The 24,400-nt window shown below is 71.1% G+C and carries 22 protein-coding genes and 1 pseudogene; 11 read left to right on the top strand and 12 right to left on the bottom strand.

All coding sequences use genetic code 11. The features are described from left to right. Nucleotides 1–168: 168 nt before the first annotated feature. The 6 genes and pseudogenes from G3I54_RS25280 to G3I54_RS25255 all read left to right on the top strand — a co-directional run bounded on the left by G3I54_RS25280 (nucleotide 169) and on the right by G3I54_RS25255 (nucleotide 5,767). Nucleotides 169–1,986 carry a bifunctional metallophosphatase/5'-nucleotidase gene (locus G3I54_RS25280; RefSeq protein WP_164617345.1) on the top strand — a complete coding sequence of 606 codons (1,818 nt, stop codon included), beginning with the start codon at nucleotides 169–171 and terminating at the stop codon, nucleotides 1,984–1,986. 151 nt (nucleotides 1,987–2,137) lie between these two features. Further along, on the top strand, nucleotides 2,138–2,815 hold the full coding sequence (locus tag G3I54_RS25275; RefSeq protein ID WP_203687141.1) for a hypothetical protein: 678 nt from the start codon (nucleotides 2,138–2,140) through the stop codon (nucleotides 2,813–2,815). 100 nt (nucleotides 2,816–2,915) lie between these two features. Continuing rightward, nucleotides 2,916–3,275, top strand: a complete 360-nt coding sequence (locus G3I54_RS25270; RefSeq protein WP_164617343.1) for a hypothetical protein — start codon at nucleotides 2,916–2,918, stop codon at nucleotides 3,273–3,275. Nucleotides 3,276–3,322: 47 nt separating this feature from the next. After that, a pseudogene (locus tag G3I54_RS25265) lies at nucleotides 3,323–3,583 on the top strand (class I SAM-dependent methyltransferase); the annotation flags it as partial. 14 nt (nucleotides 3,584–3,597) lie between these two features. Next, complete coding sequence (locus tag G3I54_RS25260) at nucleotides 3,598–4,239, top strand: HAD-IA family hydrolase (RefSeq protein WP_164617341.1); 642 nt, start codon at nucleotides 3,598–3,600, stop codon at nucleotides 4,237–4,239. Between the two features lie 127 nt (nucleotides 4,240–4,366). Then, nucleotides 4,367–5,767 carry a S41 family peptidase gene (locus tag G3I54_RS25255; RefSeq protein WP_164617339.1) on the top strand — a complete coding sequence of 467 codons (1,401 nt, stop codon included), beginning with the start codon at nucleotides 4,367–4,369 and terminating at the stop codon, nucleotides 5,765–5,767. A 61-nt stretch (nucleotides 5,768–5,828) separates the two neighbouring features. On the opposite strand, the gene G3I54_RS25250 is transcribed toward G3I54_RS25255, so the two are convergent. The 5 genes from G3I54_RS25250 to G3I54_RS25230 form a co-directional block, all read right to left on the bottom strand. After that, the gene (locus G3I54_RS25250) at nucleotides 5,829–6,071 is read right to left on the bottom strand and encodes a hypothetical protein (RefSeq protein WP_164617337.1); all 243 of its coding nucleotides are present in this window, start codon (nucleotides 6,069–6,071) and stop codon (nucleotides 5,829–5,831) included. A 113-nt stretch (nucleotides 6,072–6,184) separates the two neighbouring features. Then, nucleotides 6,185–7,957 (bottom strand): immunity 49 family protein, encoded by a 1,773-nt coding sequence (locus G3I54_RS25245; protein WP_343240411.1) that lies wholly within the window; start codon nucleotides 7,955–7,957, stop codon nucleotides 6,185–6,187. A gap of 86 nt (nucleotides 7,958–8,043) precedes the next feature. Then, complete coding sequence (locus G3I54_RS25240) at nucleotides 8,044–9,174, bottom strand: hypothetical protein (RefSeq protein WP_164617335.1); 1,131 nt, start codon at nucleotides 9,172–9,174, stop codon at nucleotides 8,044–8,046. Between the two features lie 257 nt (nucleotides 9,175–9,431). Next, nucleotides 9,432–10,172, bottom strand: coding sequence for an isochorismatase family protein (locus tag G3I54_RS25235; RefSeq protein WP_164617333.1), 741 nt, complete (start codon nucleotides 10,170–10,172; stop codon nucleotides 9,432–9,434). After that, a complete protein-coding gene (locus G3I54_RS25230) occupies nucleotides 10,169–10,756 on the bottom strand; it encodes a cysteine hydrolase family protein (RefSeq protein ID WP_164617331.1) in 588 nt (195 codons plus the stop codon). Before G3I54_RS25230 ends, G3I54_RS25235 begins: the two co-directional genes overlap by 4 nt. Nucleotides 10,757–10,921: 165 nt before the next feature. Here G3I54_RS25230 and G3I54_RS25225 point away from each other — a divergent pair, with 165 nt between their 5' ends. Continuing rightward, nucleotides 10,922–11,971, top strand: a complete 1,050-nt coding sequence (locus G3I54_RS25225) for a helix-turn-helix domain-containing protein (protein WP_203687140.1) — start codon at nucleotides 10,922–10,924, stop codon at nucleotides 11,969–11,971. Between the two features lie 69 nt (nucleotides 11,972–12,040). Here G3I54_RS25225 and G3I54_RS25220 read toward each other — a convergent pair whose 3' ends face one another. From G3I54_RS25220 to G3I54_RS25205, 4 genes are all read right to left on the bottom strand, one after another. Beyond that, nucleotides 12,041–15,385, bottom strand: coding sequence for a S8 family serine peptidase (locus tag G3I54_RS25220; RefSeq protein ID WP_343240410.1), 3,345 nt, complete (start codon nucleotides 15,383–15,385; stop codon nucleotides 12,041–12,043). 400 nt (nucleotides 15,386–15,785) lie between these two features. Then, nucleotides 15,786–17,111: an LPXTG cell wall anchor domain-containing protein gene (locus G3I54_RS25215; protein WP_164617327.1), complete on the bottom strand. Its 1,326-nt coding sequence runs from the start codon at nucleotides 17,109–17,111 to the stop codon at nucleotides 15,786–15,788. Nucleotides 17,112–17,433: 322 nt separating this feature from the next. After that, on the bottom strand, nucleotides 17,434–18,228 hold the full coding sequence (locus G3I54_RS25210; RefSeq protein ID WP_164617326.1) for a hypothetical protein: 795 nt from the start codon (nucleotides 18,226–18,228) through the stop codon (nucleotides 17,434–17,436). 241 nt (nucleotides 18,229–18,469) lie between these two features. Further along, nucleotides 18,470–19,459 carry a helix-turn-helix domain-containing protein gene (locus G3I54_RS25205; RefSeq protein WP_203687138.1) on the bottom strand — a complete coding sequence of 330 codons (990 nt, stop codon included), beginning with the start codon at nucleotides 19,457–19,459 and terminating at the stop codon, nucleotides 18,470–18,472. 71 nt (nucleotides 19,460–19,530) lie between these two features. On the opposite strand from G3I54_RS25205, the gene G3I54_RS25200 reads away from it, so the two are divergent. After that, nucleotides 19,531–19,872 (top strand): cupin domain-containing protein, encoded by a 342-nt coding sequence (locus G3I54_RS25200; RefSeq protein WP_164617324.1) that lies wholly within the window; start codon nucleotides 19,531–19,533, stop codon nucleotides 19,870–19,872. 189 nt (nucleotides 19,873–20,061) lie between these two features. Continuing rightward, on the top strand, nucleotides 20,062–20,265 hold the full coding sequence (locus tag G3I54_RS25195) for a hypothetical protein (RefSeq protein WP_164617322.1): 204 nt from the start codon (nucleotides 20,062–20,064) through the stop codon (nucleotides 20,263–20,265). A 99-nt stretch (nucleotides 20,266–20,364) separates the two neighbouring features. Here the strand turns inward: G3I54_RS25195 and G3I54_RS25190 are convergent, their stop codons facing one another. Beyond that, a complete protein-coding gene (locus G3I54_RS25190; RefSeq protein WP_164617320.1) occupies nucleotides 20,365–20,844 on the bottom strand; it encodes a spore-associated protein A in 480 nt (159 codons plus the stop codon). Between the two features lie 366 nt (nucleotides 20,845–21,210). Here G3I54_RS25190 and G3I54_RS25185 point away from each other — a divergent pair, with 366 nt between their 5' ends. Beyond that, a complete protein-coding gene (locus G3I54_RS25185) occupies nucleotides 21,211–21,816 on the top strand; it encodes a maleylpyruvate isomerase family mycothiol-dependent enzyme (protein WP_164617424.1) in 606 nt (201 codons plus the stop codon). A gap of 89 nt (nucleotides 21,817–21,905) precedes the next feature. Here the strand turns inward: G3I54_RS25185 and G3I54_RS25180 are convergent, their stop codons facing one another. Together G3I54_RS25180 and G3I54_RS25175 are read right to left on the bottom strand one after the other, a co-directional pair. Beyond that, entirely contained in the window at nucleotides 21,906–22,553 is a 648-nt protein-coding gene (locus G3I54_RS25180) for a hypothetical protein (RefSeq protein WP_164617317.1), read from the bottom strand. Nucleotides 22,554–22,754: 201 nt separating this feature from the next. Then, nucleotides 22,755–23,165 carry a MerR family transcriptional regulator gene (locus tag G3I54_RS25175; RefSeq protein WP_164617315.1) on the bottom strand — a complete coding sequence of 137 codons (411 nt, stop codon included), beginning with the start codon at nucleotides 23,163–23,165 and terminating at the stop codon, nucleotides 22,755–22,757. Nucleotides 23,166–23,279: 114 nt separating this feature from the next. On the opposite strand from G3I54_RS25175, the gene G3I54_RS25170 reads away from it, so the two are divergent. Then, nucleotides 23,280–24,356, top strand: coding sequence for an alkene reductase (locus G3I54_RS25170; RefSeq protein ID WP_164617313.1), 1,077 nt, complete (start codon nucleotides 23,280–23,282; stop codon nucleotides 24,354–24,356). Nucleotides 24,357–24,400: the final 44 nt, after the last annotated feature.

Below are 24,400 nucleotides of genomic sequence, written 5' to 3'. Positions count from 1 at the left end.
CGCGCGTTGACTCTAGGCTGCGGCACGCGGGATTCCAGACCTTGAGACCGGCGACACCAGCAGAACCAGCGACGCCAGCAGTACCAGCGACATCAGCAACACCAGCTCCACCAGCAGAACAACTGACACCACCGACAGCACTGACAGCTCTGACTCACAAGGGGACCGATGTCAGCGACTCCGCAGAAGAACCGTGCGACACGGCGGGTGCTCGCCGCCGCGGCCGGTCTGGCCACCGTGGGCGCGCTCGTCGCCGCGATGCCGGCCGGCGCCCATGACCGGGGCCACGGGAACGGCCATGGCCACGGCCACAAGCCCCGTACCGTCGACGTGCAGTTGCTGTCGTTCAACGACCTGCACGGCAACCTGGAGCCGCCGGCCGGTTCCGCCGGTACGGTCAGCAAGACGCACGCGGACGGCACGGTCGAGGCGATCCCGGCCGGTGGCGTCGAGTACCTGGCGACCTCGCTGCGCACCGCGCGCAAGGGCAACCCGTACTCCGTCACCGCGGCCGGCGGCGACATGGTCGGCGCGAGCCCGCTGCTGTCGGGTCTCTTCCACGACGAGCCGACGATCGAGGCGCTGAACAAGCTCGACCTGGACGTCACGGCGGTCGGCAACCACGAGTTCGACGAGGGCGCGACCGAGCTGGCCCGCCTCCAGAACGGCGGCTGTCACCCGGTCGAGGGCTGCTACGAGAAGGGCAAGAAGTTCAAGGGAGCGGACTTCCCCTACCTCGCGGCCAACGTGACCAAGGAGAAGACCGGCAAGCCGCTGCTGAAGCCCTACACGGTCTGGAAGAAGAACGGCGTCAAGATCGGCTTCATCGGGGTGACCCTGGAGGGCACGCCGGACATCGTCACCGCGAACGGCGTCAAGGGCCTCAAGTTCCACGACGAGGTCGAGACGATCAACAAGTACGCCAAGGAGCTGGACCGCAAGGGCGTCAAGTCCATCGTGGCCCTGATCCACGAGGGCGGGGCCCCGGCCTCCACCTCGTACAACTACGACTGCGACAGCCCCGGCGCGGGCGACGGCATCTCCGGCCCGATCGTCGACATCGCCAAGGGCATCACGCCGAAGGTGGACGCCCTGGTCACGGGCCACACCCACCAGGCGTACGTGTGCACGGTCCCGGACCCGTCCGGCAAGCCGCGCATGGTCACCTCGGCCTCGTCGTTCGGCAAGCTCTACACGGACACCACGCTCACCTACGACCGCCGCACCGACGACATCGTCCGTACGTCGGTGAAGTCCGCGAACCACGTCGTGACCCGGGACCAGCCCAAGGCCGCCGACATGACGCGCCTGATCGACCGCTGGAACAAGCTCGCGGCGCCGATCGCGAACAAGCCGCAGGGCTGGATCACCGCCGACATCAACGGCCGCGGGTCCACGGCCCCGGAGAAGCCGCTCGGCAACGTCATCGCCGACGCCCAGCTCGAAGGGCTCGCCCCGGCCGACAAGGGCGGCGCGGAAGTCGCGTTCATGAACCCGGGCGGCATCCGCGCGGACCTGGTGCACAAGGCGTCCGGCAGTGAGGGCGACGGGGTCGTCACGTACGGCGAGGCGTTCACCGTGCAGCCGTTCACCAACATGATGAACGTCGTCGACCTGACCGGCGCCCAGCTGGTCACCGCCCTCCAGCAGCAGGTCAGCGGCGGCAACGAGGCCAGCCCGAAGATCCTCCAGGTCTCCAAGGGCCTCACCTACACGCTCGACCTGACGAAGAGCGGCGCGGACCGCGTGGTCGCCGACACCATCAAGCTGAACGGCGAGGCGATCGACCCGGCGCGCACCTACCGGGTCGCGATGAACGAGTTCCTCGCGGGCGGCGGCGACGGCTTCGCGGCCCTCGGCGAGGGCACGAACAAGCTGGTCGGCGCGTCCGACCTGGACCTGTTCAACGCCTACCTGGCGGCCCACTCCACGGCTTCCGCCCCGCTGGCCCCGCCGGCGACGGACCGGATCACGGTCATCCAGTAGGCGTCATATGAGGTGAAGTCGGGGCGGTGGGCCTGCGGGCCCACCGCCCCTTCTTGTCGGCTCGCGTCAACCCTGTTGACGCTTAAAGTAGGCAGCCGGTCGGCGGCCGACCGTCGGACGTACCGCTTCCCAGTCCCAAGGAGCATGCCGGATGAGCAAGGTCATCACCATGGGCGGCATCCGGCGAAAGCTCCCGGAACACACGCCGGATTCGGTCCAGAACCTGGTCTATCTCATCGACGGATCGGGACTGCCGGAGGTCATCGGGTACGTGGAGCGCGAACTGCCGCCCGGCGGCATTCCCGCCTACCTCGCGGCACGTAAGAGCGGCGCCCGCACTTTCGCGCTGTGGACCGACGCGCACCGCCGGGACCGGGTGGCGACGGTGGTGACCCTGTCGGCGACCGGCGGTGTCTCGACGTTTCAGGTGCTCGGCGTGCACGGGGAACTCATCGGGACGATCGTGCGCGAGAAGGCGTTCCGTGGGAGGGGTCTGCGCACCCGATGGACGGTGACCCCGGCCGGCGGGGCCGACGCGGTGGGGTACAAGGGCCGGATCCTGTGGTGGTTCGTGTGGTGGCTGTGCCTGCCCGTGATGGTGCTGCTCCTCATCGTCTCCATCTTCGACAGCACCCCCGGCGAGGGCGGCGCCGCGCGCGCTCCCCGGCGCATCAGGTGGCGGGCGGGCGGCCGGATGCCGCTGGAGTTCCGGTCCGGCGGCGACAAACTGCATCTGCACGCACCGGACCTGGACTGGCGGCTCGGGGCTGCGCTGGTCTCGCTGGTGCGCAGCTTCGGCTCGCACCACTGGGACGCCCTGAAGAAGTGACGGTGCGCCGCGTCATCGCCGCCTCGTCGCCGCCTCGTCGCCGCCTCCTCGTTCGCGGTGAGGGTGGTGTTTCGGGGCGGCGCACAGTAGAACTGGGCCCATGTCCGACCAGCAGCCACCACCACCCCCGCACCGGCCCCATACGCCCGGTGCGCCCTGGGGGTTCGCGCAGCCACGGGACCGGGAGATCACCCCCGGCTACCGGCGCCGGGCGACCATCCTCACCTGGGCCGCGATCGTCCAGGGGGCGCTCATGGCGGTGGCGCTCGTGGTGAGCATCGTCTTCCTCATCCGGGCGGACCAGGACACGCGCAACGCGGCCTACGGCTACCTCGCGCTCGTCCTCTGGGTCGGCATCGCCGCCGGGGTCCCGGTCCTGCTGGCCCTCGCGATCCCCGGTGCACGCATGAGGCGGCGGGTGCGGGAGCAGCGGAGCTGGGCGGGGACCACGCCTTCGTAGGCGTACCGGCGTCGGGCGGGCTCGGCGTCGCTCGTTAGTCTCGGGCCATGTCAGAGACCTCGGTGGTGCACTTCTACGACGAACCGGCCGACGACTGCCACCTGATCTACGCGGACCGGGACGCGAGCACGCGCCGGCAGGGCAGTGCTCCGGACGCCTTGAACGGCCAGGACCGTGCGGCGGTGCTCGACTGTTCCTGCGAAATCGGCACGCAGGCCATCGGCATCGGCACGCAGGCCATCGGCCTGGCGCTGTACGGACACCGGGTCACCGGGACCGACCTCAGCCCGCGCGCCGCCGCCCGCGCCGGTGGGCGGGCAGCATGAAGATCTCCGCCGTGCTCTTCGACGTCGACGGGGTCCTGCTGGACTCGGCGGGCGCGCATCGCAAGGTCTGGGACACATGGTCGGCGGCGCGGGGTCTGGACCCCGAGAAGGTGTGGGAGCTGACGTTCGGGCGGCGTCCCGAGGACACGGTCAGGGACGTGGCCGCCCATTTGGATCCGGCAGCCGAACGGCAGCTGCTCGACCGGCTGTTGGAGCAGGAGATGGGCAGCATCCGGCCGGTCGAAGGAGCGCCCGACCTTCTGGAGTCGCTGTCCGGAAGCCCGTGGGCCATCGTGACCTCCGGAGCCCGGGACTTCGTGGCGGCCAGGTTCGCGGCGACGGGCCTGGCTCTCCCCGCCGTACAGGTCTACGGCAGCGACGTACAGCACGCGAAGCCCGCACCGGACTGCTTCGCCTTGGCCGCGTCTCGGCTCGGTGTCGCCCCGTCGGAGTGCCTGGTCGTGGAGGACGCGCCCGCGGGCGTCCAGGCTGCGGTGGCCGCCGGCTGCGTCGCTGTCGGCCTGACGACGACGCACACGGAAGAGGCGCTTGGCCAGGCGCGGGCGCGGCTGTGCGTGGACTCACTGGCGGACGTACGGAGTCTGCTCGCGGCGTACGGGTTCGGGACCGGCTCGTGAGGTGAGGCAAGGAGATGTGTTGGTGCTGGCCCCACCCTTGATCATCCGGGCAGCCGGATGGGCGGAGGGCGTCGCGTCGGGGACCGTGAGGTGATCCGAACAAGTCGCTTACAGAGAAGGCAAGATCGTGCGCATTGTCACGGCTACCGCCGTCGCCCTGGCCGCCCTCGCCGGCGGAGTCGTGCCGGCCACCGCCACCGCCACCGCCACCACAAATCCCCACCAGTCGGCCGTCGACGGAATCTGGCGGATGGACGGCTACGGCACCGTGGTCTCCATCCGCAAGGGCAGTCTCCAGGAGTACCAGACCACCGCCGTCAGCTGCGTCGAAGGCGACTCCGCACGGCGTACCGGCCCCGGCGCGTACACCCTGCCCGACGGCACGGTCATCACCGTGCGCTCCGAGGGAGGACGCGACCGCGCGGCCATGCGGGCGGACGGCTCGGTCGGCGACCGGAAGCTGAGCCGGATCGCGAAGCTGCCCGATTCCTGTACGCGTCCGGGCCCCGAGGGCCCGCTCGCCTCCTTCGACGTCTTCTGGCAGTCCTTCGAGGAGAATTACCCCTTCTTCTCCGCCAAGGGCATCGACTGGCACGCCGTGCGCGACCGGTACCGGCCCGAGGTCCACGCCGGGACGCCCCAGGACGAACTGTTCGCCGTCTTCAGCGAGATGATCGCGCCGCTCCACGACGGCCACGTCGCGGTTCAGGACGGCGACCGCGTCTTCGCCCGGACCCGCCCCGGCACCACCGTGCCCACCGGGGAACTGGACGCCAGAGCGAAGAAGTTCATCGTGGAGCGCGACCTCAAAAGTGCCCGGAATGTCCAGGACTTCGCCAACGGGCGGATCACCTACGCCGACCTCCCCGGCGGTCAGGGCTATCTGCGGATCTCCGGCTTCGGTGGGTACGCGGGCGAGGACACGTCGTACGCCGCCCAACTGGCCGAGCTCGACAAGGCGCTGGACACGGCCCTCGGCAAGGACCGCCCCCGGCGTCCGAGCGGCCTGATCATCGACCTGCGGATCAACGGCGGCGGCTCCGACGCCCTGGGCATCCACATCGCCGAGCGCCTCACCGACACCCCGTACGTCGCCTACGCCAAGCGGGCCCGCAACGCCCCCGCCGACCCCACGAAGCACACGCGCCCCCAACCCGCGTACATCACACCCGCCCAGGGCCCCCGCTACACCGGCCCGCTCGCCGTGCTGACCGGCGGCTCGACGTTCAGCGCGGGCGAGACCTTCACCCAGGCGCTCATGGACCGGCCCGGCAGGACGGTCCGGATCGGGCAGCCCACCCAGGGCGTCTTCTCGGACGTCCTGGTGCGCGAACTCCCCAACGGCATGTCGGCCTTCCTGCCGAATGAGGAGTTCCTGACCCGCTCGGGCCGGACCTTCGACGGTACCGGAATTCCGCCGCACCTCACCGAACCGGTCTTCACCGAGGAGGAGTTCGAGAAGAAGAAGGACTCGGCCTTCGACCGGGCCGTGGGCGTCCTGCGGAACCACGGTGGTGCACAGGGCTGATGCGGCGGCGGGAAGGCGGACGGAGGATCGCCGGCACGACATGGCCCGGCCCGGCCTCGGTTCACGTCGCGTCGCCGGTCCAGGAGACGGCGAAGTACCTGACGCGTTCGTCCTCGCCGACCGGCCGCATGCCGGCCGCCGTCATCACGTGCTCCAGGAAGCGCTTGGCCACGGACACGTCGCCCTCGGTCGGGAAGCCGGGCTCCCAGCGCGCGTCGGCGTCCGGCTCGCCCGTCACCATCCGCCCGGCCTCGTCCACGGACATCGGATGCAGTACGAGCCGCTCGGTCACCAGGTCTGCCATGGCAGGAACGTGTATCACGTGGTCCGGGCGGGGGGCGCGTGAATATCGGGCGCGACCGCCCCCGCCACCCCCGTCCTTGCCCCTCCCCGGCCTCCCACTGCCTCGTCCGCCTGTCAGGTCGGGAACTCCCCGCACCACTCCCGGCTGATCAGGTGCTTCGGCAGCCGCGGCAGTGCCGTGTCCACCGGGAAGTCGCCGTCGTGGGCGAGGCAGGCGAGGGCGAGCGGGCCGAGGACCACGTGGCTGCGGGGGTCCGGCGAACCGGACCAGTAGCGGTCGTGGTGGGCCACGGCTTCGGCGAGGGTCTCCGCGAACGCCTCGTGGTTCCGGGTGATGAGGCGGTGGAAGAGCGCGGCCGGCTGGTAGTCGATCTGGTTCAGCAGCGCCGGGTCGGTGCCGGTCGCGACCTTGGGGTCGGACGTCTCCATCGTGGCGATGAGCTTCTGGGCGATGTCGTCCAGGGACGCGCCGCGCCAGTAGGTCTGGAGCGTGTCGATCCAGTGGAACAGGTAGGCGTCCTGCGACGGATCGGCGCGGCGCAGGTCCTCCAGCGGGACCTGCGCGAGCCGCGACAGGCGGTCCCCCTCACGGCAGACGAGGGCGAACCAGAAGGCGTCCAGCCAGGCGCGGCCGTTCGCCTGCGGGGACGGGCCGGTGGCGGGCAGGGTGATCGTGCGGTCGCCGACGCGGTACTCCGCCGAGCCTTCGTGGGACAGGGCGGTGGCGAACAGGGCGTCGCCCAGCTGCATCGCCGTGACCCAGGCCTCCCAGGTCTCCAGCTTCCCGCTGTTCGGGTCCTCGGCGCAGCGGGCGAGCGCGTGCGCCGTCGCCGCGCGGAAGGCCTCGGGGAGTGCGGCCGGGTCCTGGGGGAGGCGGGAGGTGAACGCCTGCGCAGAGGCTGCCAGTTGGGCGGTGTCGGGGGTCGTTTCCGGGGCCGTGTCCGGGGTGGGCGGCTCCGGTTCCTGCCTGCCCTTCGCGTGCAGGGTGCGCATCAGGTCCATCAGCTCCGGCGGCGGCACGACCCGCATCGCGCGGGTCTGCTCGTCGAAGGCGGTGAGGCAGACCAGGCCGTCCCGACGCCACCAGTACAGCAGCGGGTTGACCGGGCCGGGCCCGTCCTCGTACGCGCCCATGGCGTACATCCCCAGGTCGTTGACCGCGTCCACCACCGTGGCGTCGACGATCGGGTGGAACGCCAGCAGATGCCGGGTCGGTACGACGACGAGCGCCCCGGCCTCCGGCAGTTCGTGGCCGGTGAGGGAGCGGGCCAGGTCGCCCAGGACGAGCGCCTTGCTCGCCACGAAGTGGGAGTCGCCGTACACCGAGTGCAGGAGCGCGCCCGACGGCGTACGGATCTCCTCGTGCTCCACCGGCTCGGCCAGCAGGTTCGCCCGGCCCGCCGCCTTCAGCGCGTCGAGGCCGGCGCGCTCGACGTCCGCGTCGGTCAGCATCCGTACGGAGTCGGGGGCGTCCAGGGCGAGGGCGGTCACCAGGCCGTCCGCCGGCTGCCAGGCGTAGCCGTAGCCGGATGCCTCGTCCGCTGTGAGCGCCTCGGCCGGCAGCAGGCGCAGGACGGCTCCGCGCAGCAGTTCCTCCGCGCTCTCGCCGCCCCGCGCCACCGTGTCGAGGGTGGTGAAGTGCTGGGCTATCAGAGCGGGCCAGTCCTCCGGGGCCGCCGCCCCGCAGCGCTGCGCCAGCACGGTGAGGTCGTGCGTGGAGCGTTCGCGTACGGCCGTCGCTCCGTCCACCCGGGGGCGGGCTCCGTCCCGTGCGCTCAGGTCGTCGGCCACCAGGCGGCGCAGGTGGTCGGCCCGGCCGGCGGTCAGCGCGGGCAGATGGGCGTCGGGTGCGGTTTCGGTGTCGCTGCTGCTGTTGTCCTGGGTCACCCGGAAACCCTACTGAGCGGCTCCTCCTCCCGGAGCGGGCGGCCAACCCGCTCCGGGAGGAAGGTGCGCGGTCTAGCCGGCCGCGGTCACTTCTTGACCGGGCACACCGCGCCCGCCGCCATGTTGTACGTCGGTGCGGACTTCGTCACCCCGCGGCCGGTGCCGAGCTGGATGAGGATCTCGTCGGAGAGCAGGTCCTCCTTGCCCTTCAGGGCGTCCGCGACCTTGGTATCCTTGGGGAACACCATCTCCGCCGCCACGTTGTCCTGCACGATCCGGGCGAGGTTGTCGAGGGCGGTGAACACCGGGTCGACCGGGTTCTCCAGGCCGGGCAGGTCGATCAGGTGCGTGGCGACCTTCGCCGGGTTCATGCAGTCCTTGATGATGATCGTGTTCTGGTTCAGGACGCTCGTCGTCCACTGCGAGATCACCACGCAGTACAGATCGGCCCAGCCGGCTTCGCCGACCTTCGTGCGCCATGCCGTCATCTGGTCCTGGACGCCCTTGATCTGGGCCTGTGCCGCGTGCTCCATGTTGGTGCGGATGTCGGGGTAGACGCTGCCGGAGAAGTCCTCGAAGGACTTCATGTCGAACGACTGCGTCGTCACCGAGGTATCGATGAACCGGAGCGCGGCGTCCAGGATGTTGCCGCACGACGTCGTCAGCGCGGCCGGAAGCCCGGCGTCGGGAAGGTTCCGGCGGGCGGTCGTGAGCGTGGCAGCGTACGCCTGGAGGGGCGGGATCCACGCGGTGGAGGTGTCGTCGTCGAACGCCACCATCAGCAGGTCGTGCGGGTCGATGCGGTCGGCGTTCGGGAGGTTGGGGATGTGGTCCGCCAGGTACGAGGCGATCACCGAGAAGATCCCGAGCGGTACGTGAGCGATGGACTTCGCCAGCTCGAACGTCTCCGACACGGGGTTGGCGCTCTCCTGGCCGTTCTCCGTCACCAGCGTGAAGCGGCCGCCCTTGGCGTCGTTCTGCACGACGATCACCGGCGAGAGGTGCTTGATCAGTTCTGCTTTGAGTACGGCGTAGTTGGTGCGCATGCCGGCGTTGACGGCGAGGAGCGAGTCCTTCGCCTGCTGCGGCGAGACCTTCGCCGCGCCCGCCGCGCCGTCGGCGGTCGCCGCCGCTGCCTGCGGGGCCGCCGCGTAGCCCAGGAGGGCCGCGGTGCCGATGCCGGAAGCGCCGGTTATGAAACCTCTGCGGGTAGCCATCTTCGTTTTCTCCGTTGGGGATAGTGGTGCGATCTCTGGCGGAGTGGGGGGAGTTGGAGGGTTGGGGGGAAAGTGCTCATGGGGTTCACTTCCGTTGGGGGGGGGAGTGGGGGCTGTGGGGGTGTGCGTGGGGGAGACGGGCTTGGGGACCCGGTGGGGCTTGATGGGCCGGGTGAGGCACGGGGGCGGTGGCGCAGGGCGCTGCTGATGAGCGCGGCCTGCGGCCACCACCGGAAGGTGCGGTGTGAGTAGCCGGACTACTGCTGCTTCAGAGACTTCTGGGTCGGGACCACGACCCCGTAGAGGTCCTGGATCGTGGCGAGCGCCGAGGCGTGCAGCTGCTCGGACGGGATGCCGTTCGGGTTGCCGTTCAGCGGCAGCGGACGGGTCGCGGAGGCGTCGGCGACGACGGTCGGGTTGTTGCCGTTGATGAACGCGCCCTGCGTGGTGAACAGCGTGCACATGTTGGTCATGAACCCGGCGATGATGACGTTCTTGCGCCCGGCCTTCTTGACCTCGTCGGCGAGGTTCGTGTCGTGGAAGCCGTTCGGGACGCTCTTCTCGACGACCGGTTCGCCCTTGGCCGGCTTCAGTGCCGGGATGATCTGCCCGGCCTCCGACGAGAGGTCGTAGCCCTTGTCGACGATGTGGATGACCGGGGTCTTCGCCGCGCGGGCGCGCTTCAGCAGGGCCGCGGTGTTCTCGACGGCGGGCTTCCAGCCGTCGAGTTCCATCACACCCTCGGTGTAGGTGTTCTGGTAGTCGACGAGGATCAGCGTCGCGTCGGCGAGCGTGGCGGGGGTCTCGTCGAGCTTGTTGAGTTCCCGCAGGGTCGTCGTGTCCTCGGCGACGTTCTTCGCGGGTGCGCTCGACGAGGCCGACGCGTTCGGGACGTCGTCCTTGCCGGTCGCCGCCTCGGAACTCCCGCCGCACGCGGTGGCGGTGGTGGCGAGGACGGCGGCGACGCCGATCGCGGTGGCGGTGCGGAGCAGCTTCATCGGGCGATCTCCTTCTGGGATGCGACGACGACCCCGTACAGGTCGCCGATGGTGGCCAGGGCGCCGTAGTGCACCTGGCAGGCGTCGAGGTCGGTTCCGGCGACCGGCAGGGACCGGGTCGCGCAGGCGTCGGCGACGACGGTGGGCCGGTTGCCGCGCAGGAACGCGCCCTGCGCGGTGAACGCCACGCACATGTGCGTCATCCAGCCGGCGATGATCACGTCCTGGCCCTCGGGAACGTGCTCGCCGAGGTCGGTGCCGTGGAAGGCGTTCGGGACCTGCTTGACGACGACGGCCTCTCCGTCGACCGGGGCGACGGCCGGGTGGATCCGGCCGATCTCGGCCCGGATGTCGTACGGAGTGCCCTCGCCGCCGTCGTTGATGACATGGACGACCTTCGTCCCCGCCTCGCGGGCCCGTTCCAGCAGCTGCGCGGCGGCGTCCAACGATGCCTGCCAGCCGTCGAGTTCCATCACGCCACGGGTGTAGGTGTTCTGGAGGTCGATCAGGATCAGCGTCGAGCCGGTCAGCGTGGCCGGGGCCGCGTCGAAGCCGTTGAGTTCGCGCAGGGTGGTTCGGGACATGGGTGTACCGCCTCGGGGGGTCGTGCGTCGGGGTGAGGATGAGGGTGGGCTCGGCTCGGGTGGCGAGCTGTTCTCCACGCTAGGGTCCGGCGATGATGTCCACAATGACGTCTAACATGCAGATACCGACATGCGCGCGGGCTGTCGACGTCAGGAGGCCCATCCATGGACACCACCGAACGAACGGACACCACCGAACGAACGGGCACCGTCGGACGAACGGATGCCTTCGGGCGACTCGTCGTCATCGTCCTCTTCGAGGGCGTCGACCTGCTCGACGTCACCGGGCCACCGGAGGTGTTCTCGCTCGCCCGGCGCGAGACCGACGACGCGGCCGGGTACGAAGTCGTCCTGGCGGCCGCGTCCTTGGAGCCCGTCACCACCGGCGCCGGGGTCCGCATCCTCCCCGACCTCACCTTCGAGCAGGCCGCCGGGCGGAGCATCGACACCCTCATCGTGCCCGGCTCGGTGGAGGTCGACAGCGAGCGGCGGGTGCACGCGCTCGTCGACCCCGAGCTGGTGGAACGGGTGAAGGAACTCGCCGCACGGACCCGGCGGGTCACCTCCGTGTGCGTCGGGGCGCATCTGCTGGCCGCCGCCGGTCTGCTCGACGGCAAGCGCGCCACCACCCATTGGTCGACCGCACAGCAACTCGCCGCCGATCACCCGGAGATCGAGGTGGACGCCGACCCGATCTTCATCCGCGAGGGCGACGTCTGGACCGGGGCCGGGATCAGCGCCTGCCTCGACCTGTCGCTGGCCCTGATCGCCGACGACCTCGGCGAGGCGATCGCCCTGCGCGTCGCCCGGCAGCTCGTGATGTACCTCAAGCGGCAGAGCGGGCAGAGCCAGTTCAGCGTTCCGCTGGAGCAGATCTCCACGACGAGGCGCATCGAGGACCTTCGCCACCACATCCTGCGCAACATCGGGCTCCAGCTCACCGTCGTGGACCTGGCGGCGTACGCGCATGTCAGCGACCGCCATCTCACCCGGATCTTCAAGACCGAGCTGGGCATGACCCCGCACGCCTACATCGAGTCCGTACGGGTCGAGAAGGCCCGTAACGAGCTGGAGTCCTCCGACGCGACCCTCGAACGCATCGCGTCCGTCTGCGGGTTCGGCACGACGGACACCTTGGTACGGGCGTTCCGGCGGCGGTTGAACACGACGCCGACGGAGTACCGGCGGCGGTTCCGGTCCCATCCGGCCGGCTGATCGGTGGCGGGCAGCGGGGACCCCCCGGCCCCCGCTGCCCGCCACCTGCTCTTCAGGCCCCTGCCTCCCTCAGCGGCCCACGAACGCGTCGTGGAACGTCAGCGTGGACGTGTTGCCCCGCCGGTCGACGATCACGGCGCGCAGCGCGATGGCCCGGTCCTCGGCGGGTGCCCGTAGGAGCGCCCGGCCGAGGACGACCGGGACCTTCTGCCAGCTGACAGCGTTGTCGTACGACGCCTCGACCTTGAGGGACCGGAGATTTCCCCCGGCCGCCGCACCCTGGATCTCCACCGGTACGGAGACCGGGCGGCCCGCCCGGACCTGCGAGCGCAGGTCGACCTCGGGCCGGAAGCGCACCACGGAGACCGGCAGGTCGCCCTCGTCGCCCGAGCGTGAGCGGAACGTCCAGGCGGCGTCGATCCGGGTGCCCACCCGGGCGATCTTCGGGCTGCGCGTGATCGAGGTGCCGAGGGTGTACTCGGCGTCCTCGGCCGGGACCGGGAACGAGCCGACGCTGAGGTCGTCGTCGTTCTCGGCGATCTTCTCGCCGTTCCGGTGCAGCGTGGTGCGGGCGCTTTCCACGGTGGTGGAGCCGTCGTGCCCCTGGCCGTCGGAGAACATGTTCAGGAACGCGTAGAGCGTGTCGCCGGACCGGCGGATGCCCTGCGCGTCACTGAGCACGGGGCCGTAGACCCCGGTGTTGAAGTCGGTGCGGTAGGTGCGGCCCGCGCGGAAGGTCTCGCCGTTGAACCCGTAACGGCTGTCGGTGAGTTGCCAGCCGTTCGGCAGGGTGTCGCCGAGCTGCTCGAAGCCCACGTACCACTTCGTCCCGGTCGCGCCCGCCAGATACAGCGTCTGGGTGCTCGGGCTCGGCAGTGTGCGGCCCGATGCGAGGCCGAAGCCGGCGGTCGGCAACAGGCCCAGCGGGGTGAGGAAGGCGTCCTTGCCCGCCACCGGTTCGCCGAGTCCGGCCACCAGCCGTGCGAAGTCCTCGCCGCGCGCATGCTTGCGGTAGCCGGTCGCCGGGCGGGTCACCGGGCCGCCGTAGATCTGCGAGTACTGGGTGTTCTCGCCGGAGGCGAAGTGCGCGTCCCAGACCTGCTGGAGCGAGCCGTCGGTGACGTCGGGCCCCAGACCGGCCGAGCGGAAGTTCTCGAAGGACGGCAGCCGCCAGCCGAACTTCCGGTCCAGGCCGTCGACCTTCAGCGTGTAGCCGGCGTGTGCCTGCCGCGCCGTCGCGCGGCGGTCCGGGACGGTGATGTCGACCGGCTTCGCCGTCCTCGCGTCGAGCGTGACGTCCTGCGGGCCGTCGACCGTCAGCTTCGGCTGCGCGATCCAGTCGGCGCCCTTCGTGGAGTCGGCCCGGTCGGCGAGCACGATTCCCTGGACGCTGTACTCGCCCACCGGAAGCCGCAGTTCGGTGGAGTCGCCCGTCTCGTCGAGCGCGAACTCCTGGCCCGCCGCCTCGCCGCTGAGCCCGGTGACGTACGTCTGGAAAGCGGCCGCGGCCCTGCCGTCGCGGCCCAGGTGCCGGAGCCGCACGGGGTACGAGGGCGTCTCGCGGTCGACAGCGGCGGCGCTGCGGACGGACTGCCTGCCTCCGGTGGCGACCACGGCCGCGCTGTACTGCCCGTCGGGGGCGTCGATCGCGGTGTCGGCGGTCACGGTGACCTCCGCCGCGCCGCCCGCCGGGACGGTGACCGAGCCGGGACTGACGGTGAACATCCCCTCCGGGGCCGCCTCGCCGCCCGGTCCGGCGCCCGACGCGGTGAGGTCGAGGGTGACGTCGGCGTCGGCGGAGTTGCGGTAGGTGAGCGTGCGCACGACGGGCCGGTCGTCGTCGTGCGGCCACTCGACGCTGCCGAAGTTCAGCGAGACCGGCTCGGCGTGCACCGTCTGCTCCACGGCCCGGTCGGCCTGGATGCGGCCGGCGCCCTGCTCGAAGGCGGTGAAGCCGGTGTCCTTGGCGGAGCCGGTCAGCGCCCCCTTGAGCTCGGCCGCCCGCCAGTCGGGGTTGCGCTGCTTCAACAGGGCGGCCGCGCCCGCGACATGGGGCGTGGCCATCGAGGTGCCCGAGATGGTGACGTAGCCCTCCGGGTTCTCGCCGTACTCGGTGGCGATGGCGCTGCCCGGTGCGGAGGCGGCGGTGATGTCGACGCCGGGAGCCGTCACGTCCGGCTTGATCGCGCCGTCGCCGACCCGTGGGCCGCGGCTGGAGAAGGACGCCATCGCGTCGCCGTCGTCGACCGCGCCGACCGTCAGCGCCCGGTCGGCCGCGCCCGGCGTGCCGATGGTGCTCGCGCCGGGGCCTTCGTTGCCCGCGGCGATCGCGAACAGCACGCCCGCGCTCTCGCTGTAGTGGTCAACCGTTTCTTCAAGCGGTTCCACACCGGGTGAGTCGGGCCCGCCGAGGCTCATGTTGATGATGTCGGCGCCCTCGCCGACCGCCCATTCGACGGCGGTGATGATGTCCGACTCGTTGCCGCTGCCGGAGTCGTCGAGCACCTTGCCGTCGATGAGGCGCGCGCCGGGCGCGACGCCCTTGTACGCGCCGCCGGCCTTGGCCCCGGTGCCGGCGATGGTGGACGCGACATGCGTGCCGTGGCCCTGGCGGTCCTTGGCGTCGGCCGACGCGGAGAAGTTCTTCTCCGCGATCTGCTGTCCGGTGAGGTCCGGGTGGGTCTCGTCGACCCCGGTGTCGAGCACGGCGACCTTCACGCCCGTGCCGTCGTACCCGGCGGCCCACACCTTGTCGGCCCCGATCTGCGGGACGCTGACGTCGAGTTGGGCGGTGACCGTGCCGTCGAGCCACACCCGGTCGATGCCGGCGGCGGTCCGCCGCGCCGTGCCGTCGCCGCCACCGCCGGCCCGCGTCAGCGCCTTCCACAGCTGTGGAAGGTCGCGGCCGGGCGTGGTGACGGCCTGTGCGTTCAACGCCTCGATGGTCCGGCGCACCTTCGTGCCGCCCGCCGCGGCGACCGCGGCGCGGGCCGTGGTGGCGGCGGCCGCGTCCGTGTAGCCGACGATGACCTTCAGGCCGTTCCGGTAGGAGGCGCGTGCCGCCTCTGTGTCCAGACCCGTTACCTCAAAGAGACGTTCGTCTACCGTGCCTGTGCTGATCAGCCGCTGGGCGTCGAGCGGCACGACGAGGCTGCGGTCGCCGTCCTCGCGCAGATGGACGGGGATGTTCTCGCGGCCCGGGGCGGGGTCGAATCCGGTGACGTGGCCGGAGGTCACCTCCACCACGTCGCCGGTGATCAGCTGGACGCGGTGCGGGGTAGCGGCATTCGCCGACTCTGCCGCCTTTTGAGCGGTCTGTGGGCCGGCGGTCGCCGGTACGGCGGCTCCGGTCGTCGCCAGGGCCGCGACCACGGCTATGGCCGCGGCACGTCGTCTTCTTGCTTGGCTCGGCACGTGAATCCTTTGGATAGTCCGATGGGACGGATGCCTGCGGTGCGGGTGGTGCGTGCGGTGCGGGCGGTGCGTACGGGGTCGTGCGCTTTCGGCCATCTGAAGGCGTGACGACTCATCCGTCGCATCAGAAACTTCAGCCTCATCAGCACCAATGACCCCGTGGCCGTGCAGTATTCAGCCAGGGAACGTGTAGGACAAGGGCACGTCAGAGCCGGTGTACGTCCGCCGATTCACGCATCCGCGGCGAAATCCGCCCGTACCGTCAGGCCCCCGGAGTTCGTCGTTCGGTCCGGTGGCGTGGATCCGGTGGGCGAGAGACAGATGAGGGGGCGGGGCCCGTACGGGCCCCGCCCCCTCACTCCTTCATGCCTTTACGGCTTCACGGCCGACGCCTTCACCGTCAGGCGTCGGAACCGGCCTTCCGGCGACGTACGACGAACATCGCCGCCGCGCCGAGCACCACGGCCGCGCCGCCCGCGAGGGCGATCGAGGTGGTGGCGGAGGACGAACCCGTGGCGGCGAGGCTGCCGTTCGTGCCGGTCTTCACCGGGGTGCTCGACGCCGTGCCCTGCGGCTTGTGACCGGCCCCGTTGTCGCCGGGCTTCGTGGTCTTGGCGGGCTTGGGCTTGGCGTCCTCGGTCTTGCCGGGCTTGCTGCCGGCGGCCTTGACGTCGAACTCGTACATGTCCGCGCCGGGCGCACCGCCGCAGGAGCCGTCCTCGTTGTAGAAGGCGGCTGCGATGAACGCGACACCGTTACCGGCCGGGGTGGCCTTGTCGAGCGTGAGGCGCAGCTTGACGTCGGCGCTCGCACCGGGCTTCAGCGCGCCGATGGCGTCGATGTAGTCGTGCTTGACGTTCTGCCACTTCGGCGAGGACTTCGTGGACCACTGGAGCTGGAAGAACTTGCCCGTGTCCTTGAGACCGGTCCTGTCGGTCGCGTGGACACCGGTGTACGCGATGATCTCGTCCATGTGCCGGTCGCTGCCGTTGGTCACACGGATGGAGAAGGCGGTGGTCGTCCCGGCGACGAGCGTGGACGGCAGGCCGGTGACATCGGCGGTGAGGTCGAGCTCGGGCTCGCAGTCCTCGCCCTCCTCCTCCGCCTCCTTCTTGGCCTGGGCCAGCGCCGCGTCGGCCGCGATCTTCGCGGCGAGCGCCTCGTCCAGAGCCTTGTCGGCCGCGCCGGCTGCGCGGGCGGCCGCGACCCGTGCGTCCTCGACCGCCTTGCGGGCCTCGGCGGCCTTGGTGTCGGCGGCGGTCTTGGTGGCGGCTGCCGTCGCCGCGGTCGCCTCGGCCTCGGAGAGAGCGGTCGCCGCGGCGGTCTTCTGCTCCTCGGTGGCGTCGGCGGGCAGGGCGTCGAGGGCGGTCTTCGCGTCGGTCACGGCCTGGTCGGCGGTGGCCTTCGCGGCTGCGGCGTCCTTCGCGGCCTGCGTGGCGGCCTTGGCGGCGGCCACGAGGGGGTGGCTGTCCTCGGACAGTTCCTTGAGGGCCTTCCGCACCGTGACCTGGGCCTCGTCACGGGCCTTGACGGCCTCTTCGTACGCCTTCTGCGCCGCGGCGGCGGCCTTCTCCAGCTCCTCGATGCTCGGCTTGCTCTGCTTGTTCTGCGTCTGCGACTGGGCGGCCGGCTTGGTGTCGGCGACCGCGGGCGTGACGGAGAGCAGCACGGCGGGGGTGGTCACGGCGAGGGCGACAGCCGTGGCGAGAACGCGGCGAATCTTCACATGATCCCTTGGGTCGGGTCCGGAACGGCAGGTGAATGCTGAGGCGCGGCTGCCGCAGCGGAATGGATCACGCGGGCGGCCTGTGCCGATCGTATGAGGATTCTGTGAGGGCCCGGCCGGATATTCCGGGGTTCCGGGCCGGGGCGGCGTCATGGGGAGTGGATAAAACTCGCCAAAGCGTGCAGTTGCCCTCAGTGTCTGCCTTTTCGGTGTGACGAAGGCCATGTGGCCGTGCTCCACGCGCTGATGCGCTCCGTCCGCCAGGACCCGGGTCGCCCTACGGTCGCCTCCGCTGCGTCTCCGGGCGGAGCGCATCGTTCCGTCAGGAGTACGAGGCCTTGAGGGTCTTCACCGTGCCGGACGGCAGGGCGAAGGACGCCGCGGCGAAGCCCTCGAAGGTGCTGCTGGGGCCGACCAGGTTCCCGGAGACGGTGGCCGACCAGTTGGCGCTGCGCCGGGTGCACGACGGGTCGCACAGGTCGCGGCCGGTGGCCGTGGTCGTGCCGTCGTTGACGGTGCCGACCCGTACCGTGCGCGGCTCGATCCACTTGCCCGTGGCGGGGTGCACGGCGATCTGGCCGCGCTCCTGCAGGACGCCGCGGTGGCTGCGCTCGTGCCGTCGTACGCAGACCTCACCGGCGCCGGCGTAGGTGGCGCACTTCTCCGCGAGCTGGGACCAGTTGCTCCAGGACGCGGAGACGTCGTAGCTGCCGCGGTTGTGCTCGCCCCGCACCCGGTAGCTGCCGGGGACGGTCTTCACCGAGGACCAGGGGGACGTCCAGTCGGAGGTCTGCTGTGCGCAGCCCCCGGGGCACAGCTCGCCGAGGCTGCCGTCGGTGGTCCAGACGTAGACGTCCGGCTTGAACCAGTTGCCCGCGGTGGGGCTCACGGTCGTGCGCGCCCGGTATCCGTTGACCGCGCCCGCGCTGGTGACGCGCTTCTGCACCTCCGCGCACACGGAGCCGATCGACTGGTCCTCGATGGTGATGGTCGTGCAGTTCTTGTCGTGGGACTGCCAGGTATTGGCGGCGACGGCGGCGGACGGGGCGACGAGGGTGGTGCCGATGACGGCGGCGGTGGAGACGAGCGTCATCAGGCCGGCGGTGAGTCTGCGCATGGGATCCTCCGGGAGTGAGCGGCGGGAGAGCAGGTGTTCCGCGTGCCGGTGATCGGCACGGGCAGGTCTGACGACGTCGTCCGCGGTGGTGTTGGTTGCATGTGCGACGGCTCTGTGTCCGCTGTACGGGTGACCGGAGGCGACTCGCTCCGGTGTGGCGTGCGGGCGAACTTCCCTACCAGGTGCGGACAGTGGCGTAACGGCAGGGGCGGTGGGGTCCGTTCCGATCGCCCTCGTTCATTCAGCGGTCACCCCCGTCCTTTGCTGTTGCTGCTTCGCCGAAGAGGCGTCGGTACGCGCCCGGCGTCGTCCCGAGGGCGGCCCGGAACCGCCGCCGCAGGTTGACCGCCGAGGACAGTCCGACCCGGACGGCGACCGTCTCGACGGGCAGATCGGTCCGCTCCAGCAGCGACCGGGCCGCGTCGACGCGCTGCTGGAGCAGCCACTGCCCGGGGCTGACGCCGACCTGGCGGACGAACCGGCGGGCGAAGGTGCGCGGGGAGAGCCCGGCGTAGGAGGCCAGCCGATCCACGGAGAGGTCCGTCTCCAGCCGGGTCAGTGCCCACTCCAGTACCGGGGCCAGGGAATCGTCCGTGCCCGCGGGGGCGGGCGGGGCCGCGTACTGGAGTTGGCTGCCGTCCCGGTGCGGCGGCAGCACCATGCTCCGGGCCACCTGCGTGGCGTAGAAGGCGCCCAGGTCGGACCGTACGAGGTGGAGGCAGAGGTCGATGCCCGCGCCGCTGCCCGCGCTGGTCGCCACATCGCCGTGGTCGACGTAGAGCACGTCTTTGACCACGGTCACCTGGGGGAAGGCCTCGGCCAGCAGATCGCTCCGCCGCCAGTGCGTGGTCGCGCGGCGCCCCGCCAGCAGCCCGGCCCGGGCGAGGACGAAAGCACCCGTGCAGATCGACACGATGCGCGCCCCGCGCCGGTGTGCCGCCCGCAGGGCGTCCAGGACATCGTCCGGCACGGGCCCGCCGGGCGGCTGCCAGCCCGGGACGATCACGGTGTCCGCCCTCCGCAGGGCGTCGAGCCCGCTCTCGACGAGCAGCGCGTGCCCGACGGTGGTGAGCAGCGGGCCGGGCCGCCGGGCGCAGACCTCGAAGGTGTAGTGCGTGGGCAGATCGGGGCGGTCGGCCCCGAAGACCTCGGCGGCACAGGCGAGTTCGAAGGGTGTCTGCGGCTCGTTGAGCAGCGCCACCACGTGATGCCGGGCTCCGGATGCGGGCATGGCAGAAAAGTACCCGAGGATGTCATCCCCGACACTCGCCCCGGATGATCGAACGGCGGCACGGTGGAGTCATGAGCGAGGACACGCGAACCAACACGGCGGACGCCTTGAAGACCGTCGTCCAGGTCGACGACGTCGAGGCGCACGAGGTGGCCCCCGGGATCTTGCGCCGGAGGCTGCCGGGCACCGAGTACGCCCGGGGCTGGCTGATCGACTTCGCGGCGGGCACGGAGTGGCCCGAGGTCGACGAACACCGCACCGAGGAGCGGTACTTCGTCCTGAGCGGCGAGGTCATCGACGGCGGCGAACGCCATGGGCCGGGGTCGTACGTCGTGTTCGCGCCGGGCAGCGAACACCGGCCGCGTACGGAGACGGGGGCGCGGATGCTCGGCATCTCGCTGATGACCGCCTGAGCCTGATCCGTGGTCGACGCGTTTCGGCCGCCCGCCCGGAACAGGGGACCGGGCGGGCGGTCCGAGGCCCGTCGGAGGCGGGTGCGCCCGGCGGGAGGCGCGGGCGCCGACCGCGTCCAATCCGCTTGCCGCGCGGCTACGAATCACTGCTGAGAGACCGACCGGCTCCGCGCACGGCAGGTGAGACCCATGACCGCACGTTCCCTGCTCACTCCCGATCTTCCGGCCCGCTGCACAACGCCGGACCTGCCCGGAGCGTGCGCCCCGGCGATTCCGCCGCCGACCGCCGCCTCCGACGGCCGGGGGCGCCCTGCCCGTACCGGGGGCCGTCGCCCGGGTGACCCCGGTGGCGAGCACCGCGAGGAGGACGGCGACGCCCGCGAAGCCCCGTGAACACGTCGCGCGGGCCACGGTCGCGGTCCCGGCCACAGCCGCGGCCCGCCGCGTGGTGTGCGCACACCACGCGGCGGGCCGCTTCCGGATCAGTGCGGGCTATCGCCGGTTCGCCGCCAGGGAACCGCAGTTGGTGCCGTTCTTGCCAGCCACCTCGCCGGAGATCTCACCGCGCCACGTCACGCACAGGCCGCGTGCGTCGAGGTAGACCGGCCCCGCGTACGTGGTGTAGTACCCCGTGTCCGTGACCGTCGTGGTGGGCGAGGCGAAGCCGAGCGAGGCCGTCATGTGCACGGCCTTTCCGGGCTTGGTGCGGACGGTCACCACGCAGTTCTTGCCGGTGGCGGAGTTGTAGGTGAGGAAAACCGTGCCCTTGGCGCCGATCTGCGCGGAGTTCACCACGGAGTAGCCGCCGCCACAGGCGCCGTTGTACTGCGCGGCCGCGGCGGCCTTCGTCGCCGCGGCCGGCCGGTGGGCCGTCGGCTCCGCCGCGACGGCGGCCGGTGCGAGGGCGACCGCGGCGCAGGCGGTGGCGGTGACAGCGGCGCCGATGGCTGATGCACGTCGGATGTCGGTCATATCGTTCCCCGGTTTCTTGATCGGTCACTGCGCGACGCCTGGTCGGGCGCCCGGATCCTCACCCGTCCACGTGGCGTGAGTCACACCCTGTCGGACAGGCCGTGACGCGGTGGAGTTGTGCTCCGGCAACCCTGTTACGAAGTCATGACACAGTTGGACAAGATCACCTTTCTTGATCCATATCCGGTGGCCGAGCGCGCGATGAGTTTCGGTGGCGTCCGGGGTCTCATCCGGTGGACGTGGTCACCGGTTCGAGTGGAGGCAGCCGTGAAGAGCGATGCGAACGGTGCGAGGAGCGATGCGAAGGGCGATGCGAGCGGCACGAGGAGCGGGGCGAAGGGCGATGTGAAGCGCGAGATCTGGCGGATGGTGCACACCGAGCGGGCCGCGCTGGCCGATGACCTCGCGCGGCTGGATCCCGGGCAGTGGGACACGCCGTCGCTCTGCGCGGGGTGGACGGTGCGCGATGTGGCCGCCCATCTGGTGGACACCGCCCGGACGACACGCATCGGCTTCGTCGCCGGCCTCGTACGGGCGCGGTTCGACTTCGACCGTCAGAACGCGCGCGGTGTGGAGCGCGAGCGCGGGGCCACGCCGCAGGAGACGCTGGAGCGGCTGCGCCGGGTGGCGACGCGGAGGACCGGGCCGCCCGCCCCGCTCGACACCCGGCTGGTCGAGGAGGTCGTGCACGGTGAGGACATCCGCCGCGCCGTGGGCCTCGTCCATTCCTATCCGCGGGAGGCCGTGGCCCGGGCGCTGCGGTTGCAGGCGCGCACCCCGGCGTCCTTCGGCGGAGCGAAGGAACTGGCCGCTCGCGTACGGCTGTCGGCCACGGACGCCGACCTGTCGATCGGGGAGGGCCCGGAGGTCACCGGACCCGTGCTGTCCCTGCTGCTCGCGGTGTCCGGGCGGCGGGTGGCGGTCGGGGAGCTGGGCGGGCCGGGGGTCTCCGTGTTCGCGGCGAACGGCTGAGGCGTGGCCGTGGCCGTCCTCGGCGACGGCCGCCCGGTGCAGACGGCGAGTCCGGCCTCCGTCCGGTGCCGGAGGAGGCCGGGGTGCGGTCAGCCGTCGATGCTGTACAGGTCGAACTGCTCCCAGGAGCCGGTGACTTCGGCGGAGCGGGCGCGCAGCGTGTACTGGAGCGGGCCCGTGTAGCTGTTCTCCATCGCGACGAAGAGATTGTTCAGGGTGGACCGGAGCGCGTACAGGTTCAGGTCCTCGTTCTGGTAGAGCTCGAACCGCTCCCAGCCGCCCGCCGTCGTCGAGCGGGCCCGCAGTGCGTTCTTCGCGTTGCCGGTGAAGTTCTTCTCGACCGCCACGTAGCGGTTGTTCGCGAGGGATTTCAGGGCGAACGTCTGGGTGGCCTCGTCCCACTCGAACGCGAAGCCCTCCCACGCGCCGCTGGCGTAGGGCGAACGGGCCCGCAGCACACCGGTGTTCGGTTCGGCGTAATTGATCTCGGCGGCGGTGAACTTCCCGTTGCGCACCGACTTGAGGGCCAGGTTCGAGGTCTCGTCGGCCTGGGCCGTGGCGCCTCTGCCGGTGGCGCCGTTGAAGTGCGCCAGGTCGTCCGCGCCCACTCTCTCCCAGCCTGCGGGCGTACCGGACGCCGGGGCCGGCCGGTCGTTCCGCGGGGCGGCGCCGGCCGCCGGTGCGGCCAGGGCGGAGGCGGTCAGCACGGCGGCCAGGGAGAGGAGGGTGGAGGTCATGCGTCGCACAGGTATTCCTCGCGTTTCGTTGCGGCGGATTCCAGAGTCCGGACTCCAGGTCCGGAATGAATGCGCTGGGCGTTTGCCGCCCATGAATTGGCCCCAGAGTAAGGGCAGTTCACGATCTCCGGCAAAAGCTTTTCCGGCACTTCTTGAATTCCGGCAACGGTCGCGATGAATATATTCTTCCGCAGTTTTCCGTTAAGAAAGAAGACTCGCTTCGTTTTCGTCCCGGCCATTTTCGGCGGGGCGGCCCAGGGTGCGGCGGTGGGCGCGGTTGGTGGCCATCAGGGCGTCGAGGGCGTCCCGGGTGGAGAGCAGGTCGTCGATGTGGGCGGAGAGCCGCTCGCGCTCCTGCTCCATCCGCTCCATCGCCGCGTCGGAGGACACCTCGCTGGGGGCGTCGACGCAGGGCAGCAGCTCCTTGACGGTGCGGCTGGAGAGGCCGGCGGCGTAGAGGCGCTGGATGAAGTGGACCCGGTCGACCTCGGCGTCCGTGTAGTGCCGCTGACCGCTCGGGCTGCGGGTGCTGGTCAGGAGCCGCTGCTCCTCGTAGTACCGCAGGGACCGGACGCTGACCCCCGTGGCGGCCGCGAGCTCTCCGATGCGCATGCTGTGCCCCTCACGCCTTGCCCCTCACATTGATGTCAGGTTTTAGCGTAGCGCTGTGCCCGGAAAACGGGCGTCACGAGAGCTGCAAAGCCGTTCAGTCAGGAGCTTCGTGCCATGAACCAGAGCCTTTTCGACAGCCACCGCCTCGGTGACCTGGTGCTGCCCAACCGGGTCGTGATGGCCCCGATGACCCGGGTCCGGGCGGCCTCCGGCGGGCTGGCGACGCCCTCGATGGCCACGTACTACGCGCAGCGGGCCACCGCCGGGCTGATCGTGAGCGAGGGGGTGCAGCCCAGCCTGGTCGGGCAGTCCAACCCCGGCACGCCCGGCCTGTACACCGATGAGCAGGTCGCCTCCTGGCGTCCGGTCACCGCCGCCGTGCACGCGAACGGCGGCCGGATCTTCGCCCAGATCATGCACGGCGGCCGGGTCTCGCACCCGGACACCACCGGGCTGCGGCCGGTCGGGCCCTCCGCCGTCGCGGCGGTCGGCGACGTGTTCACCCCGACGGGCCCGCAGCCCGCGCCGCTGCCGCGCGCCCTGGAGACGGCCGAGGTGCCCGAGCACGTCGAGTCGTACGCGTCGGCCGCCCGCCGGGCCGTCGACGCCGGGTTCGACGGCGTCGAGATCCACGGCGCGAACGGCTATCTGATCTCCCAGTTCCTCTCCTCCAACGCCAACCTCCGCACGGACCGGTACGGCGGGTCGCTCGCCGGCCGGGTGCGGTTCGCCGTGGAGGCGGTGGCGGCGACCGTGGACGCGGTGGGCGCGGCCAGGACCGGCATCCGGCTCTCCCCGGGCGGCACGTTCTGGGGCGTCGAGGAGCGGGACGTTCCGGAGCTGTACGCCCTGCTGCTGGCCGAGCTGGCGCGGCTGGAACCGGCGTACGTGCACCTGGAGGGCACCGCCGACGAGGAGGTGCTGGTCGCCCTGCGCCGCGCCTGGCCCGGCACGCTGATCATGAACCCGTCGCTGCCGATGAGCCCGAAGCAGGTGGAGCGCGCCGACGCCGACCGCTGGCTGGGTCTGGGGGCGGAGCTGATCAGCTTCGGCCGGGCCTTCCTGTCCAACCCGGACCTGGTCGAGCGGCTGCGCACCGGTGCGCCGATCGCTCCGGCGGACGAGGCCACGTACTTCCAGGGAGGCGACACGGGCTACCTGACCTACGCGGCCTTCCAGCACGCGGCCTGAGGCATGTCAGGTGTGCGCCCTCTTCCGGAGGTGACGTGTGCCCG

Origin of the sequence: Streptomyces sp. SID14515, from assembly GCF_010548505.1 — a bacterium.
In the GTDB taxonomy this organism is placed as follows: Bacteria; Actinomycetota; Actinomycetes; order Streptomycetales; family Streptomycetaceae; genus Streptomyces; species Streptomyces caviscabies.
This window is presented reverse-complemented; position numbering and strand designations above follow the sequence as displayed.